The sequence below is a fragment of the uncultured Methanofollis sp. genome (assembly GCF_937919355.1).
Taxonomy (GTDB): Archaea; Halobacteriota; Methanomicrobia; order Methanomicrobiales; family Methanofollaceae; genus Methanofollis.
In genome coordinates this window covers 1-16,661 of record NZ_CALFSA010000191.1, presented here as the reverse complement: position 1 = coordinate 16,661, position 16,661 = coordinate 1, and the positions used below count along the sequence as shown (strand labels likewise).

Sequence of the window (16,661 nt, the reverse complement as noted above, 5' to 3'; positions counted from 1 at the left end):
ATACAGGTGGACGCCTACGCCGGTGTTGAATATGCCGCCCACAGCGGATCAGATCGAGTACGTCGATGGTGCCTATGAGGGGACGATCACGAAGGACGACTTCAAGTACCGGCCGCAGACCTGGAAACCCGCCGGGGACAATCTACCCGGGGCATATCCCATATACTATGGCCAGGACGTCTCCGATGGCTCGAATCCCTTCCATACCGTCTATATCGATCTCAATACCGGTAATATTGGCAAGAACTCCCAGATCGATGGCCTGAAGGACCTGGGTGCCGTGAAGATCGAGTATGAGTTCGAGAACCTCGGAACCTTTGCGGCCTTCAATTCTTATGGCTGGTGCAACCAGTCCAATCAGGGCCAGGGCATTTCCTGGACCAATAGAATGGTCGGTGAAGGTTCGAGCGGTTACGCCGTCATCGGGACGGCGCCGCAGGGAGGGGACGTTGCGCCTGGCAGTGGTGAGAGTTCAGGTGCCGATGCCTCTTCCGGTTTATCGGGGTCTGAGTTCACCGAACAGGAGAGCGGGGAGGTGAACGGCCATGTGGCCCTCGTGCCGACCGGCGGCGCCCCTGTCCTCCTCGACGGGGGAGGGAGTGCGACACTGTCCCTCGCTCCTCCGGCAGGTACGGGAACCGTGAAAAAAGCGACCTTCTACATCTTCGTCAACGGATCGAAACAGGATGAGAGTGGGATTGACCCTGCCCTGACATTCGCCCTCGATGGGCGTGCGGTTTCTCCCGACCGCACGGCCACAGACCACGAAGGTGGGCGTGACGCACCTGTCGCCGCCACCTATGCCTTCGACATGGAGAGTCTGCCTGAAGGTGCACTCTCCATCGAGGTCAGGAATACGGGCACGCCGGGTGCTCTCTGCACTCTCGACGGCGGCGTCCTCCTTGTCGTGCGCGAGGACCCGGCCCTCCCCGAGGTCCTCTGGCAGGTCGCCGAAGGGTGCGACGCCGTCGCCATCGACGATGATGAAGGAGTCTATGAAGAGGACGCCGTGACGAGGACTGTCTTCGATGAGCGTCTCGACCTCGACTGCGTCGGGACGGCGAGGCTGTACGTCGTCGGCACCGGGCCGCAGGCATGGGCCAACGGCGGTGGCAGGGTCGGCCTCAACGACCGGGAATGGCCCGGTGCCTTCGGCCGGAATGGTTCTGTGTTCCTGGCAGACCTTGACGCCGCACGCGCCCTCCTCCCCCGCGAGAACACCGTCACCGTCGGGGCGCAGAAGAATGCCGACGACGGTGGTGTCCTGGTGAACCGCCTTGCCGTCCTTGTCACAACCCGCGGCACGCCTGTCAGCGCCGACGCCGGTGCAGAGTCCGGGTCGGTCACCATGATGAAGAAGGCCTTCATCATCGACAACCCGGTGGTCTCCTCTGTCTCGGTGACCATCCCAGAACAGCGGGCGCCCTTCCTGGCGGTGGTGGAGGACGCGGAGACTGCCGGAGGCGGCGCACCGCCCGAGGGCGAGGTCTACCGCTACCTGAAGGTCAGGCTTGAGGGTGCGAAGGCCGAACCCGCGTCTCTTGCCCTCACCTTCCACGTCTCCTCTGCGTGGATCGCCGACCACGGCCTTGCGGCGGAGGACGTCGCGCTGATGTGCCGGGTCGGTGGAGAATGGCAGGCACTCCCGACTGTTGCCGGAGAGGAGAAGGACGGGGTGGTCGAGTTCACGGCACAGGCTGAGAGGCTCTCGCTCTTTGTGATCGGCGGGAAGGCTGGAAATGACGCACCTGTTTCGGAGACGACGGCAGCACCTGTAAAGACCGCGCCGCAGCAGTCGCCGGGTGGCTGGTTCCCCGCGGTGGCGTCTCTCTCCCTCCTCATGCTTCTCCGGCGTCACTGACGGGATACTCTTCAAACTCCTTTTTTCGTAGGGTTCTCTTCGGCCCTCCGCGTCGTGGTTAATTGCATGTGATTAACTCTTCTGGTAATTCAGAACATTAATATCGTTGTCTTGCAAAAAATAGCCCTGAATATCCACAAAATGTTAAAAAAGTTTGTTTAACTCTCCCGTTCCCCACGGGAATTCTGGAAATGAAAGTCTGAGGACTGAGGAACATGACAATATGTACGAATGATTTAGGCCGCATGCAGTGGAAATGGGGGTTGGTCCTCCTTCTCCTCCTGCTTTCGGCTTTCTGTATCGCCCCGGCGGTGGCTGAACCGCTGGAACAGACACGCCACATCTTCATCAATGTCTCCAATACGGATGGCGTGAAGTACGACCTCGATGGCGGCGTGTATGGAACAGGGAACAACGGCACCTACTACATCAAGGCCGATGGCGGTGGCCTGAACGAACTTCATATCACTGCAGATGCAGCATTGCCCTCCGGTCAGGTGACGACGAGCAAAGACCAGTCCGGCACCTTCTATGTCTCGAACACCGGCGGCCGCGGCTTTGACGATACCATCGTCCTTCTGCTTGCCGTGAATGGGACGATTCCCGATGACTTTGCCGTCCACATCAAGTCGAGCGGGTACACTTGGATCCCCTCTTCAGTCAAAAACCAAGCCCCCACTAACTACACCTATGTTGAAGGTGCGGTGGACGAAACCTTCACGAAGGAAGATTTCATCTACGGACCGCAGATGTGGAAGCCCGGCCCCGGCAAGGTAGAACCTTATCTGCCGCCTGGCCTCCCGCTGTACGAAGGTCAGGACATGGGCGACACCAACAACACCTTCAGTCTCATGTTCATTGATCTCAATGCCGGGAACCTGAAATCAGCGAATTTCGCCGGGCTTTCCGATGAAGGTCAAGGTGCGGTGAAGGTCGAGTATTCCTTCGAGAACCTTGAGACCTTCGCCGCCTTCAATGCCTACGGCTGGTGCCTTGCCGCCAACCAGGCACAGGGCATCTCCTGGACCAATAATGTGAATGCTGCCGGGGGAACCGCTCCAGGTACAAGTGCGTATTCTGTCGTTGGCATCCCCCCCGTGCTGACCTCGATCAATGTTACTCCCGCTGTCGCCGACCTGAAGGTGAACGAGAACCAGCAGTTCACCGCCGCCGCCCTCGACCAGAATGATCGGCCGATGACCGATGTCACCTTCGAGTGGTCGAGCAGCAATGAAACCGTCGGGACCGTGAACGAGACCGGCTACTTCACTGCACACGCCGCGGGCACGACGACTGTCACCGCAACAAACGGCACCGTCGAGGGTACCGCGGATGTGACGGTGACGGCAGCGCCTACAGGTGCGGATCTCCTCTATGATGGAGATGTTTTCCTCCCCAAAGGGGAAGCCACTGTGACTTCAAGCCAGGGTTCTTCCTATCAGATCCCGTACCGGACCCCACTTGGTGCCCTGCACACCATTGCAAAGGCTGAAGGCTTCACCTATGCAGTCACCGACAAGAAGTGGGTCGAATCTGGCATCCTGATGCTCGATGACGTTGACTCCTACCCATTCGTCAAGAGCCAGAAGAGCTGGTCCTGCTACGTGAATGGCGTTGCCCTCAATGATTATGGCAAGCCGACCACGGACGGCCTGAACAAACGTGTCCTCGTCGACGGCGACAGGGTGAACTTCTATTACGGCCCGAAAGATGGGACCACTCCGGAGAACACTGAAGCGGCAGTTCTTATCACGGCACGCCTCACGAATGCTGACATCATCTACAGCGGTGACGTCACGCTCGGTGAGGGTAATGTCACCGTAACTGCAAGCAGCGGTGCAGACTACAGCATCAAGAGTCTTACCCCTCTTGGCGCTCTCGACACCGTTGCAAAGGCTGAGAGTTTCATCTATAAAGTCACCGACAAGAAGTGGGTCGAATCTGGCATCCTGATGCTCAATGACGTCGACTCCTACCCCTTCATCAAGGGCCAGAAGAGCTGGGCCTGCTATGTGAACGGCGTTGCCCTCAATGATTATGGCAAGCCGACCACGGACGGCCTGAACAGGCGTCCCCTCGTCGACGGCGACAAGGTGAACTTCTATTACGGTCCGAAAGATGGGGCAACTCCGGAGAACGCTGAAGCCGCTGTGTTTATCTCCGTAAAGGCGGCGGCTGCACCCGGCGACTGGACTCTCTCCCTGAAGGGCAAGACGACACAGACCTTCACGAAGGCCGACTTCGAAAAGTCTCTCGCCTGCCAGTCCAGCCACAAAGCGACCTGGACCGACACAAAGACCGGTGACGTCTGGGCCGGCATGCCCCTCTGGATGCTCGTCGCCATGGTCGACGACGAGGAGACCGGTGGCCACTACACCTTCAACGACGCCCTTGCAACCAAAGGCTACTCGGTGAAGGTCACTTCGAAGGACGGCTACTCGATCAACATCCCGAGTACCGATATGGCCCGGAGCGATGGTTTCATCGTTGCGAACACCCTCAATGGTGAGGCCCTCCCCGAAACTATCGGTGATAAGAAGAAGCCCTGCTGGCCTCTCCAGATCAAGGGCTCCGAAGCCGACGCCGGACAACTTGTCGGTGCCATCGCCTCCATCGAACTTGTCGGCCTCCCAGAACCTGATCAGGGCTGGACCCTGAAAGTCTGCGGTGCCATCAACGACACCATCACCCAGGCCGAGTTCGAGGAGGCAGCGGCATGCCATAGCAGCGTGAAATACACCGACAACAACGGTGTCGTCTGGACCGGCGTACCTCTCTGGTATCTCGTCGGTGTCTCCGACAATATCGAGACTACCGATCACTGGACCTTCGACGACACCCGTGCGGCACAGAACTATACCATCAAAGTCATCGCATCTGATGGATGGTCGCAGACGTACGGCAGTGTGCAGGTTGCCCGGAGCCACGGGTACATCCTTGCAAACCTGATGAACGGCCAACCGATCCCGGAGACTGACAAATCATATCCGCTCAAACTCGTCGGCGACGGTGTGCCCAAGAGTGTGAAGGCCGTCGCCGAGATCGACCTCGTCGACCTCATCCCCGGCCCGGCGCCCGAAGGCTCCTGGAACCTCGACCTGAAGGGGAAGATCGACTACACCGCCACCGAGGAATTCTTCGAGCAGGCGGTCGCCTGTTCGCATCACACGGCTACCTGGACCAATCCGGAGACCGGTGAACGCTGGTCCGGCCTCCCGCTCTGGGACCTCTGCGGCTGGGTCGACGACCGTATCCCCCATGGATCGAACGGCTTCAACGACGGTGCGGCGACGGCCGGCTATAAGGTGATCGTCACAGCCGGGGACGGCTACTCCAAGGAGTTCTCCAGCAAGGACATCGCCCGGAACAACGGGTATATCATTGCAAACACTCTCAACGGCACCGCTCTCCCGAAGGACGGGGATAAAGCACCCTGGCCCCTGCGGCTTGTCGGTCCTGCCGTCTCCGGCAGCAACAGCGTCGGCAGTATCGCCAAGATCGAACTGACCGAGTTCCAGAAACCGACCCAGATCCCCGACCTCCATATCATCAAGTACGGCGCGGACGGCACGACCATCGTCGCCGAGAAGACCCTCAACTACACCTGGATGCAGGAGAACCTCAAGGTCTATGGCGACGGCGAGACTGTCTACCGCTTCCAGGGCCCGACCTTCGACCCGGCCGACCTCTGGAACCCCGAGCAGAACAAGAACGTCGACCCCGGCAAGGTCTACGGTGCCGTGAAGGGTACGTCTGTCAGGGACCTCTGCGACCTCGTCGGCGGTATGGAACCCGGCACCGAGATCACCCTTGAGGCGGGCGACGGCTACCAGACCAAGATGAACTACACCAACGTCTATGCCCCTCTTGACCGGCAGGGCACCGCAGTCCTTGCATGGTACATGAAGGGCGACGGCTATGTGCCTGACTATGGCGACGGCTACAGGCTGTTCTTCATCACCCCCGACAAAGTCTTCGGCAATGAGGACATGAGGGTCTCCTTTGCCCCGCAGTACCACCACTTCTACTATGATAGTGGCATAAAGTACCCATCTGCAGGCGGCCTATCTGCACGGAACGTCGCCACCATCAAGATCTACCAGACCGAGAAGGACTGGACCCTCTCCCTTGAAGGCACCATCTCCACCTCGATGAGCAAGCACTACTTCGAGGAAGGTGTCGCATGCGAAAAGACCCACCGTGCCGAGTATAAGGACGACAAGGGCCGTGTCTGGCAGGGCATGCCCCTCTGGCGTGTTGTCGGCTGGGTTGACGACGACAACGAGCACACCGGCCGGGCCTTCAACGACGAGATGGCGGCCGAGGGTTACACCATCCACATCGTCGCCTCAGACGGTTCCGAGACAACCATCGACTCGAAGGACCTGAGCCGGTCTGACGACACCAACTACATCCTCGCCAACTCCCTCGACGGCAGGCACATCCAGCCCGCAGACAAAAGCTGGCCGCTCAGACTTGTCGGAGACGCCGTCGGCGCATCGACGAAGGGCGTTGTCCGTATCGCCTTCATCCCGCCCGGCATGGGCGATGCCGTCCAGGAGATCGGCACCATCCCGGCAGGCACCAAGAAGAACTTTACCGTCGAAAACTGCGCCTTCTCGAACCTTACCCTGAAGGCGAAGAGCGACATCAACGGCGGTGAGTTTGCGGTCTCTGCAGTAGACACCCTCCCGCAGGACGTCCCGAAACCTGAGTATCAGGTCTACCAGCTCGTCCATGTCCTGTACCCCCAGTCCCAGGACGGCATCGACGAGGCCAGGATCACCTTCTCCGTCCCGCTCTCCTGGCTCTCTGAGCAGGGGATCGCGGCAAAGGACGTGAGACTCATGCGGTACCACGACGGTGCCTGGCAGCAACTCCCGACGACCTACCTTGAGAGCCGCGGCGGTTCCGCGTACTTCGCGGCGACGACGCCGGGCTTCTCGTACTTCGCGGTCGGCGGCACGAAACCGGAACCTGTATCTCCGTCGTACTCCCCCTCCTCCTCAGGTGGAGGTGCATCTGAAATCTCGGCCGTTTCAGGGTCCATCCCGGCAGGGGAGACGAAGTCCTTCTCCGTGAGCCGGACGGCGTTCTCGACAATCACGGTCCGCGCCTATGACCAGATCGACCACTTCCTCTTCACGGTGCGGGCGGCGAAACTCCCGAAGGACGTCCCGGCACCTGAGGGCGAGGTCTACGAGATCGAGGAGATCACCCTTTACAAGACCGACCCGTCGGCGATCGATGGGGTCACCATCGAGTTTGCCGTTGACGCCGACTGGCTGAAGGCTAGAGGCGTTTCAGCCGGCGACGTGACTCTCCTGCGGTACGCGAACGACCGGTGGAACAGTCTGGACACGACCTTCGTCGAGGAGAAGGACGGAAAGGCATATTATTCGGCCGAGTCCCCGGGCTTCTCCTTCTTTGCCATCACGGCGGAGAAAGGTGAGGCAGTGACCCCGGACGATGTGGAGGCGCCGGTGGGAGAGGTCACGACCCCGACACCGGCAGTCAATGAGACGACGGCGGCGACACCCACTCCCACGACCCCACAGAAGTCGCCGGTCTCCTGGGCCCTGCCCGTCATCGCCCTCGGCGCTCTTCTCCTCCTCAGGAGAAAATAAAATCCTCTCTTTTTTATGCCCGGAGAAAGGCAAGTCATCATGTGTGGTGGAAAATATGAATAGCCATAAAATTGTGCCGGTCGTCCTTATCGCCGTCTGCCTTCTTGTCCTGCCGGCGGCGGCAACGACCGAGGTCCATATCGTCAGGTATGCCCCTGACGGTGCGACCGCCCTCAACGAAACGACAGTGGACTACACCTGGATGGAGGCGAACCTCCCCGTCCTCGGCGACGGGGCGACGCACTACTACCACCAGGGCCCGACCTTCAACGAGTCAGACCTCTGGGACCCTGCAGAGTACCAGAATGTCGAGAGCAGGGACTATGGCGCCGTGAAGGGCACGGCCGTCAGGGACCTCTGCGGCCTTGTCGGGGGCATGGCGCCCGGCGACACCCTCCGGGTGAAGGCAGAAGACGGGTTCTACAAGAACTTCTCCCATGCAACCGTCTATGCCGGAGACCCGAAGAAAGCGACGATGGGCCTTGCCTGGTATGTCGGCGAGGACTCCGTAACCGGCGACCCGCAGGGGTCGGGCTATGTCCCTGATTACTATGACGGCATGCGCCTGATCTTCTTTGCCGACACCTCGACAAACCCGTGGGGCTGGCATGTCTTTGGTGACACCGACATGAAGGAGACCATGCCCGAGGATGAATGGCACTTCTTCAACGGGGAATGGCCGTCGACGAGCGGCCTCTCGGTCAAGCAGGTGAGCGACCTTGAGATCTATACGCATACCGGGACGACAGGAGAGGAAACTCCAGCGGCAACACAGGCACCCCTCGGGATTGCCGTGGTCCTCGCCGCCCTCGGCGCCGTCTGCGCCCTCAGGAGATGAGGCCCTGCCATGACTCCGACAGCATATGACATGGGAAAAAAGTCCCTCCTTCTCCTTGCCGTTCTCCTCTTCATGGTGACGTTGGCCGCAGTGCCGGTGTCGGCCGCAACGACCGAGATCACCGTCACAAAACTCGCCTCTGACGACACGACCGTCCTCGCCGAAAAAACGGTCACCTGGCAGTGGATGAAAGATAACCTCCCCGTGTGCGGGGACGGCGAGACTGTCTACTACAACCAGGGGCCGATCTTTGAAGGGGCATGGGAGAAAGTCCACCCCGGCGAGGATTATGATCCCTGGAACCCGACCGAGGACGTCAACCTCGAGTACAAGGACCACGGGGAGTTCATGGGCACCGACGTGAAGGACCTCTGCAACCTCGTCGGCGGTGCGGATGAAGGGGATATGGTGACGGTCAAGGCCTCGGACGGCATGAAAAAGACCTGGCCGGCAGAGTATATCCTCACCCCCAACCCCAGGCAGGGGCCGATGGTGATCGCCTGGTACCATGGCAAGGACACCGGGCCTGAAGGGGACACCGGATATGTCGACAAAGGATTCGACAAAGGCATGCGCCTCTACTTCCTTACCCCTGAAACGAATGAGCAGGGGGTGCATGTCTGGGGCAACTGGGACATGCACGAGTCGTGGGATGAAGAGTACTGGTACTACTACGATGGCCAGTACCCCTCTGCAAGCGGCAACTCGGTCCAGACGGTCAACCAGATCATCATCCACAGCCAGCTTTCCCCCTCCCAGGGCGGTTCAGGTGGTTCGGACGGTTCCGGCAGCAGCGTGAGCAGGCCCCACGGATTCAAGGGTTCTGACCTCACGGTCGCCGACAGCGGCACCGTGAACGGCACGGTGCGGGTCATCCCCTCTGACGGAGGTTCCTGCACCCTGGAGAGCGGTGATTCCTGCACTCTCTTCCTGAACACGACCGGCATCGGGAAGACCTCCGGTGTGCGCCTCTACCTCTTCGGGACAAACAACACGGGCAGTCCGTCTGAAGACGGTGCCGACCTTGAAGTCTCCCTGGGGAACACGGACCTCAGGGCCGATGCGTATTATGCCGACGATGCGGAGGGACGCAGTCCGGCAGTCGAGACCTGGTATTATCCCATTAAGACACTCCCGCCTTCGAACCATACTCTCCATGTCAGGAATGCAGGAGAGGATGAGAGTTCGCTCACCCTGTCTGGTGGCGTCCTCGTCGCCCCTGTCCCCGATACCTCGGGCAACCGCACCTCCTGGTGGATCACCGAGGGCGCCGACATCATCCAGGCCGACCCGGAGTGGGGGATCACCGAGGACGACGCCTGCACCGCCGCCGACTTCCCCGACCCTGTCGGGAGGGACGACCGGACAGTCGGCGGTCTCTGTATCGTCAGCACCGGTGCGGCCGGGAATGACACCTTCACCAACCGCGTCGTCCTCAATGACGGAGAGTGGACCAACCTCCTCTCCGGCGGTGAGGACGCCGTCAGCATCGGCCGTGTCGATGTAACCCCCTATCTCCGGGATGCGGGGAATACGGTCGAGATCGCCAGCATCCCGACCGGCGATCCCGGCGACTACATGGAGAACAGGATCGTCCTCCTTACAGCGACCAGAATGCCTGCTCCGGCCATACCGGTCACGACCGCGACAGTGCCGCCGACAGAGACGGTCACAACTCTTGAAGTCACCACCGTTCCCGTGACAGCAGAGACATCTGTGCAACCGACCGAGACAGAGACCTCTGAAGGTTTCTTCTCCGGGATATGGGCGATGATCACCGGGTGGTTCGGTATCGGAGGGGATGAAAAAACTCCGGCGCCTGCCGGGATAGAAGATATCTCGGACGTCCCGACCACGACACCCGCTCCTCAGATGACGCCTTCAGCGACTCACGCCACGGTCACCGTCATCACCCACCCCGCAGGTGCGCAGGTCTTCCTGGACGGTGACTACACCGGCCTGATCACCCCGGCATCTCTCCCTCTCGTCCCGGCAGGAGACCACACCCTCAGGATAGAACTGGAGAACTACCGCCCCCACGAGACCTCCTTCAACCTCAAAGAAGATACCGACGTTGCCGTCTCTCTCGAACCCCGCAACTCGAACCTCGATGTCGACCCCCTCTGCATCACCCTCGCCGCAGTCCAGGGTATGGACTCCCGCTCCGGCGGGATCTCTGTCGAGGCGAGCGACGACGGGGCAGACATCTATATCGACAACAAGATGATCGATGCAAAGACCCCCCAGGTGGTCAACGGCCTCAGAGAAGGTCTCCACCGCGTGAAGGTGAAGAAGGCGAAGGCCTCCTATGAAATCGACACGAAGGAGGTCTGGGTCTCTCCGGGCGTGGTCGTCCCCGTGCGCTTCGACCGGAACGAGCATGTGATGCAAAAGACCCTTACCGTCGAGGTCCCGGGCTACAAGGGCGAACCCTGTTCTGTCAACGGCTACTATACCGGGAAGAAGATGCCTGCGAAGATAAAATTCGGCGGGCTGAACTCATTCGTGTCATTCAGCAGGAACAGTTCCTATATCTCCCTCCCCATCTCGGACTTTGTCGAAGACGGGAGCACTCTGACGCTCCGGCCGGAGACCGGAGGACTGACCGCCCTCAGGGTGGACTCTACCCCGCAGGGCGCCGAGATTTTCGTGGACGGCTTTGACACCGGGCATGCGACCCCGTACGTCGTTGAGAAAGTCTCTCCCGGGCGCCACAGGGTCATGCTCGCTAAACCGGGCTACCTCCCGAAGGAGGATGTGGTCCTCGTCCCGAAGGGGAGCGATGAAGTGGACGTGAAGTTCATGCTTTCGTCCTATGCCGGCGGTTCGCTGTACGTGAACAGCACCATCGATGGAGCGAAGATCTATCTCTACGGCCAGAACACCGGGGAGGTGACGCCCCACCTCTTCACCGGCATGGACATCGGCAGGTACTCCGTCAAGGTCGTCGGCCGTTCCGACTCGCGGACAGTCGATGACGTGATGGTCAGACCTGACGAGGTGACAACGTGCGAGGTCAGGTTGAGGAAATGAGAGGTGCGGGACTCTCCCTCCTCTTCCTTCTCCTGATTATTCCCTCAACTGTTGCTGCCGGGAATGTCACCTTCCTCTGGGGGCCGTATGTCACCGGCACAGACGGGACGACGGCCGTCGTCTCCTGGAAGACCGCAGGGCCGTCCACCGGGAATGTCTCCTATGCAACGGCCGACGAGTTCGAGACGGCCGGGGAGTATGTGCACACCGTTGCCGAACCCTCGACTGCGGCCCTCCACCATGTGCGGCTGACAGACCTCACGCCCGGGACAACGTATCGCTATGCCGTCAGCACCGGCGATGTGACGAGTCCGGACTGCCGGTTCATGACCGCCGGTTCCGGGCCTTTCACCTTTGCGGTGTACAGCGACACGAGGGGGCAGGTCCCCCTCTTCTCCCAGAGGGAGAGGCACAGGCTCGTTGCCGACAGGATTGCGGAGGAAGAAAACCTCTCCTTTGTCATCCACTGCGGCGACTTCGTCACTTTCGGGAACGACCTCGCCGAATGGGACGAGTACTTCGCGGCGGCGAAGGGTATGCTCTCGAACACCACCCTGGTGCCCGCCCTCGGTAACCACGAGGGGAACAGGACGCCGTACTATGACGCCTTCGGCGTCCCGGAGTGGTACTACTTCGACTGGGGCGACGCCCATGTCGTCGTCCTGGACTCGAACGACTGGGCGAAGGGACGGATCGACACGGAGACCGCATGGTTGGAGGCCGACCTCGCCCGGTCGCCGGGCGGCCCGACCTTCGTCGCCTTCCACCACCCCGTCTACTCGTCCAATGAACGTCACTGGGGCGGCGACCGCGTCCTGCAGAGGGAGTGGGCGCCCCTCTTCGACCGCTACAACGTAACGGCGGTCTTCAACGGGCATGTCCATGCCTATGAACGATATGAAGTCAACGGGACGCAGTACTTCGTGGTCCCGTGCGGCGGCGAGGAACTCTTCCCTCTTGCCGAAAAAAAGGCGCCGGGTTTTGAAAATGGCCTTGACCACACCCTCGCGTACCTGCGGGTCAGGGTGGACGGAGAGAAGGTGACGGTCGTCACGGTGCCTGTCGCCAGGATCTCTGAGGATAACAGGGAGGTCGTGGCCCTCTATCCCCCGAACAGCACTTTCGAGACGGTTGAGATAGCCCCGGAGGCTGAAGGGAGGGACGCCGCACAGGCGCCTCTCTCTCCCTTCTGTGCATGTGCGGCGGCCGGCATGGCCGCCCTGTGGCTGAGAAAAGAAAGATGATCGTATGAAATCGATGAAATGCGTATTTCTGCTCCTGCTCCTCTGCATCTGTGTCTCAGGGGTGCAGGCCGCACCGACGACCTCGGTGCACCTTGTAAAGTTTGCAGACGACGGCACCACGGTGCTCAACGAGACGACCGTCGACTACGGGTGGATGGAGGCGAACCTCCCTGTCCTCGGCGACGGTGCGACCCACTATTACCACCAGGGCCCGGTCTTCTCCGAGGACAAGGAGGCCCAGTGGGACAGGAACGAGACCACGAACTTCAAGGACCGCGGGGCGGTGAAGGGCACGGCAGTCAGTGATCTCTGCGACCTTGTCGGTGGGGTGGGACCCGGCGACGAGGTGATGATCCACGCCTCTGACGGATACCATGTCGAGTTCGACTACGCGAATGTCTGCACGCCAGAACCCGGGCAGGGGCCGATGGGCCTCTGCTGGTACAACGGCGAGGAGGTCGCCGTCGGCGAGAGGCAGGGTGTCGGGTACCCGCCAGACTACTATATGGGCATGCGCCTGGTCTTCTTCGCCGACAACTCCACCAACCCCGAAGGGAAGCACGTCTTCGGCAACCAGAACATGCGCGAGTGTTTCCCGCCCGAAGCCATCCACCTCTTCAACGACCTCTACCCCTCGACCTCGGGCTACACGGTGAAGTGGATCGATGAGATCCGCGTCTATACTGGCGGCTACCAGGGCGTGAAGAACGCCCCGGTGAAGTCCCTGCAGGGGAGTGCAGCGCCGGTGACGACCGCGCCGCAGAGCCCTGCCCCCCTCTTTGCGACTCTCACGGCGCTTGTCCTCTGCCTCTTCGTGAGGAGGGTGGCGCCATGAAGGCGTTTTCCGGGGTGGCGGCGGCCTGCCTCCTCCTCTGCGCCCTCGCGGCGTCGGGGTGCACGGGCACCACCGCACAGGACGACCCTGCCTGGAACCTCACCCTTGTCGGCGACGGCGAGAAGGTGCTCTCCATGAAAGATCTCAGGGCCCTGCCGGCATGGGAGGGCCACGGCTACGCCGTCTCCACGACCGGGATCAGGTACGGCCCGTACACGGTGAAGGGCGTGCCCCTCACCGATCTTGCAGATCAGGTCGGCGGCTTCCCTGCAGGGGGGCAGGCCTGGATCTCGGCGCCTGACGGTTACCTCTGGGTCTTCGACGACGAGCAGGTGCATGGCGAGGGCTTCATCACCCTCAACGAGGACCTGAAGGAGATACCCTCGCCCGACCTCACGGTCGTCCTCGCCTATGAGTTCAATGGCACGGCGATCACGAATGAGGACGGCGGTCCCCTGCGGATCGTCGTCGGGTCGGCAGAACCGGGCGTCGTCACCGAGGGGAGCACCTGGGTGAAGTGGGTCGACCGGATCGAGGTCAAGACGCCATGAAAAACGGGCTCGTACTCCTCGTCCTTGTCTGCTTCCTCCTCCTCCTCACGGCAGGGTGCACCGGGACCGGGGACGAGAAGACCGTGCTGAAGGTCGTGCCCGCCGGCAGTCTTGTCGGCCCATTCGAAGAGATCGAGGCCGGGTTCGAGGCGTCCCACCCGGGCGTGGACGTGCAGGTCGAGGCGCACGGGAGCATCCAGTGTATCCGGCAGGTGACAGACCTCCACCGCGACATCGACCTGGTGGTCGTCGCCGACGAGGAACTCATCCCCGACCTGATGTACAGGCCAATCGAGGGCGGAGAGGGGAACTACACCGACTCGTACACTCCCTTCGCCACCAACAGGGTCGTGATCGCGTTCACGAACCAGAGCAGGTATGCGGACGAGATAACCTCAGAGAACTGGCATGACGTGCTGTCGCGGCCAGACGTCGTCGTCGGGATATCGAACCCGATGCTCGACGCCGCAGGTTATCGGGCGCTGATGGTGACGGCCCTTGCAGAGAGGCACTACGGGGACGACGGGATCTTCGACGCCGTCCTTGGCGACCACCTCAGGCCGAACGTGACCGTGGAGGAGAAGGACGGTGTCACGTCCATCACCCTTCCGGAGGTGCTCAAGCAGGAGACCGGGAAGGTCAGGATACGCGACGGCAGCATCTTCCTCCTCTCCCTCGTCGAGAGCGGTGGTGTGGACTATGCCTTCGAGTACCTGAGTGTGGCGGAGGAGCACGGTCTGCAGTACGTCACCCTGCCGCCCGAGATCGACCTCGGGTCTGCCGAGCACCAGGACAGGTACCGCACTGTCGCCGTCAACCTCGGCTTCCAGCGTTTCGGCTCGATCGGGAGCGACCGCGTCGGGACTCCGGTCGTCTACGCGGTGACTGTCCCGAACTCCGCCCCCCACCCCGCCCTTGCCCGCGAGTTCATGGCCTCCATGGTCACGGAGTTCGAGAAGGGGCATGAGGCATGGCCGGCGCCCCTCTCTGCCTGAGGGCAGGGCATACATTTCAATCTCTCTTTTTCTATTTTGGCCGTATTTTGTAATTTCGAGAAATAAATCACTTCTCTTTAATGTAACGATATAAAGCGAACCTTACTAATAGTATTGAAATTCAATATACTCAAATAATATCTCTATCGGAGGACGATGGGCCTAATTAAACCTGAAATACGGATTAATATATCCGATTTCACCGATATATGCAGTCTGAAGACGTTGATGGAGGGCTTTCACGGCCTCACCGGTGTCCCTGCCTGTATCATCGCCCTCGACGGGGTGCAGGTGGTCACGACACGTGGCCGGAGTTTCTGCACGGAGTCCTGCCGCCTCTGTCAGGGGGTTTCTGTCCTCTCCTGCTCTGACAGGGGGGAGGTGCAGGGCCTGAAGAGGGGAGAGTCCGTCATGGTCAGGTGTCCGGGTGGTTTCAGCATGATCGTCGCCCCTGTCTACCTTGAAGGCAGAAACGTGGCATTTTTCTTCGGCGGACCGATTTCCTGTCCCGAAGAGGGAGGCAGGTCTTCGCCGGCGAGGGTGCCTGTCATCTCCCGGGAGAAAATGTCCCGTGTTCTCCCTCTCGTCTCCACATTTACGGGGATGCTCTCGATGTGCATCACCCATAGTTTCCAGCTTGTCCGGGAGATGGAGGAGAGAAAGCGGGCTGAAACCCGTCTTCACCATTCCGAAGGTCTCTACCGTGCGATCTTCGAGCACTGCGGGACCGCGATGGCGATCGTCCGGGACGACGGTTCGATCGTGCGGGCGAATGAGGGGTTCGGGAATATGATCGGGATCGATCCGGACGTGCTCGGTGAGATCCCCTGGACCCTCTTCATCTCCCCTGAGGAGAGGAAGAGGATCATGGAGATCCATGGAAAACGCGCGTGTGATCCCCTTTTTTCGACGAACGGTTATGAGATCACCCTTACCCGCGTGGACGGCAGGCAGGTCTCCGCAGTCCTGAATACCGGTAAGATCCCGGGAAGCGACCGCTATGTGCTCTCCCTCCTCGACGTGACCGAACGCAAACGCCTTGAAGAGATGCGGGAGGAGGCGTTTGCCCAGATCGAGCGGAACTTCGTCCAGCTCGCCGTCCTCAACGACCGGATCAGAAACCCCCTGACCGCCATCGTGGGCCTTGCCGGAATGAATGGCAACTCTTTTTCTGAGGATATACTCAGGCATGCACGGGAGATCGACGATATCGTCACCCATCTCGACGAGCGCTGGCTTGAGTCCGAGGCAGTCCTCGACTTTCTCCAGAAGCATTATGGTAATGATTGGGGGTTGGGCTCCCCCAACGATGAAAAAGAGTTCACTCCCCGACCAGCATTGCGATATGATCGCCGACGTCTGCTGTCCCTGCCGTGCCGCCGAGGTCGCGGGTCACGACACCGTCCCTGATCGTCCCCTCGATCGCCCGCACGACCCCTTCGGCCGCATCGTGCTCGCCGAGGTGGTCGAGGAGGAGGGCGCCGGCCCAGATGGTGGCGATGGGGTTTGCGAGGCCGAGGCCCCTGTATTTCGGCGCAGACCCATGGATGGGTTCGAACATCGAGGTCCCCTTCGGGTTGATGTTCCCGCCGGGCGCGAGGCCGAGGCCGCCCTGGATCATCGCGCCGAGGTCGGTGATGATGTCGCCGAACATGTTCGGCGTGACGACGACGTCGA

The 16,661-nt window shown here is 60.8% G+C and carries 10 protein-coding genes; 9 read left to right on the top strand and 1 reads right to left on the bottom strand.

Going from position 1 to position 16,661, the window contains the following annotated elements; translation table 11 throughout:
* From Q0520_RS09665 to Q0520_RS09625, 9 genes are all read left to right on the top strand, one after another.
* Nucleotides 1-1,861: DUF3344 domain-containing protein (locus tag Q0520_RS09665; RefSeq protein WP_298669443.1), on the top strand; the 1,861-nt coding region annotated here is incomplete at its 5' end.
* 245 nt (nucleotides 1,862-2,106) lie between these two features.
* Entirely contained in the window at nucleotides 2,107-7,488 is a 5,382-nt protein-coding gene (locus Q0520_RS09660; RefSeq protein WP_298669441.1) for a PGF-pre-PGF domain-containing protein, read from the top strand.
* Between the two features lie 55 nt (nucleotides 7,489-7,543).
* Nucleotides 7,544-8,326: an argininosuccinate synthase gene (locus tag Q0520_RS09655; protein ID WP_298669439.1), complete on the top strand. Its 783-nt coding sequence runs from the start codon at nucleotides 7,544-7,546 to the stop codon at nucleotides 8,324-8,326.
* Between the two features lie 9 nt (nucleotides 8,327-8,335).
* The gene (locus Q0520_RS09650; protein WP_298669437.1) at nucleotides 8,336-11,359 is read left to right on the top strand and encodes a PEGA domain-containing protein; all 3,024 of its coding nucleotides are present in this window, start codon (nucleotides 8,336-8,338) and stop codon (nucleotides 11,357-11,359) included.
* Nucleotides 11,356-12,603: a metallophosphoesterase family protein gene (locus tag Q0520_RS09645; RefSeq protein ID WP_298669435.1), complete on the top strand. Its 1,248-nt coding sequence runs from the start codon at nucleotides 11,356-11,358 to the stop codon at nucleotides 12,601-12,603. Before Q0520_RS09650 ends, Q0520_RS09645 begins: the two co-directional genes overlap by 4 nt.
* Before the next feature lie 4 nt (nucleotides 12,604-12,607).
* On the top strand, nucleotides 12,608-13,438 hold the full coding sequence (locus Q0520_RS09640) for an argininosuccinate synthase (RefSeq protein ID WP_298669433.1): 831 nt from the start codon (nucleotides 12,608-12,610) through the stop codon (nucleotides 13,436-13,438).
* Complete coding sequence (locus tag Q0520_RS09635; protein ID WP_298669431.1) at nucleotides 13,435-13,989, top strand: molybdopterin-dependent oxidoreductase; 555 nt, start codon at nucleotides 13,435-13,437, stop codon at nucleotides 13,987-13,989. Before Q0520_RS09640 ends, Q0520_RS09635 begins: the two co-directional genes overlap by 4 nt.
* Nucleotides 13,986-14,984: a tungstate ABC transporter substrate-binding protein WtpA gene (gene wtpA / locus Q0520_RS09630; protein ID WP_298669429.1), complete on the top strand. Its 999-nt coding sequence runs from the start codon at nucleotides 13,986-13,988 to the stop codon at nucleotides 14,982-14,984. The genes Q0520_RS09635 and wtpA overlap by 4 nt, the downstream gene beginning before the upstream one ends.
* Before the next feature lie 156 nt (nucleotides 14,985-15,140).
* Nucleotides 15,141-16,394: a PocR ligand-binding domain-containing protein gene (locus Q0520_RS09625; protein ID WP_298669427.1), complete on the top strand. Its 1,254-nt coding sequence runs from the start codon at nucleotides 15,141-15,143 to the stop codon at nucleotides 16,392-16,394.
* Here the strand turns inward: Q0520_RS09625 and Q0520_RS09620 are convergent.
* Nucleotides 16,306-16,661 (bottom strand): isocitrate/isopropylmalate family dehydrogenase (locus Q0520_RS09620; RefSeq protein WP_298669426.1); only part of this gene is annotated, 356 nt, incomplete at its 5' end. The two genes, Q0520_RS09625 and Q0520_RS09620, sit on opposite strands and share 89 nt — an antisense overlap.

Bases quoted from the DNA above. Each gene is read 5' to 3' on its own strand.
- Q0520_RS09660 (WP_298669441.1), top strand. From the start codon at position 2,107: ATGCAGTGGAAATGGGGGTTGGTCCTCCTTCTCCTCCTGCTTTCGGCT.
- Q0520_RS09655 (WP_298669439.1), top strand. From the start codon at position 7,544: ATGAATAGCCATAAAATTGTGCCGGTCGTCCTTATCGCCGTCTGCCTT.
- Q0520_RS09650 (WP_298669437.1), top strand. From the start codon at position 8,336: ATGACTCCGACAGCATATGACATGGGAAAAAAGTCCCTCCTTCTCCTT.
- Q0520_RS09645 (WP_298669435.1), top strand. From the start codon at position 11,356: ATGAGAGGTGCGGGACTCTCCCTCCTCTTCCTTCTCCTGATTATTCCC.
- Q0520_RS09640 (WP_298669433.1), top strand. From the start codon at position 12,608: ATGAAATCGATGAAATGCGTATTTCTGCTCCTGCTCCTCTGCATCTGT.
- Q0520_RS09635 (WP_298669431.1), top strand. From the start codon at position 13,435: ATGAAGGCGTTTTCCGGGGTGGCGGCGGCCTGCCTCCTCCTCTGCGCC.
- wtpA (WP_298669429.1), top strand. From the start codon at position 13,986: ATGAAAAACGGGCTCGTACTCCTCGTCCTTGTCTGCTTCCTCCTCCTC.
- Q0520_RS09625 (WP_298669427.1), top strand. From the start codon at position 15,141: ATGGGCCTAATTAAACCTGAAATACGGATTAATATATCCGATTTCACC.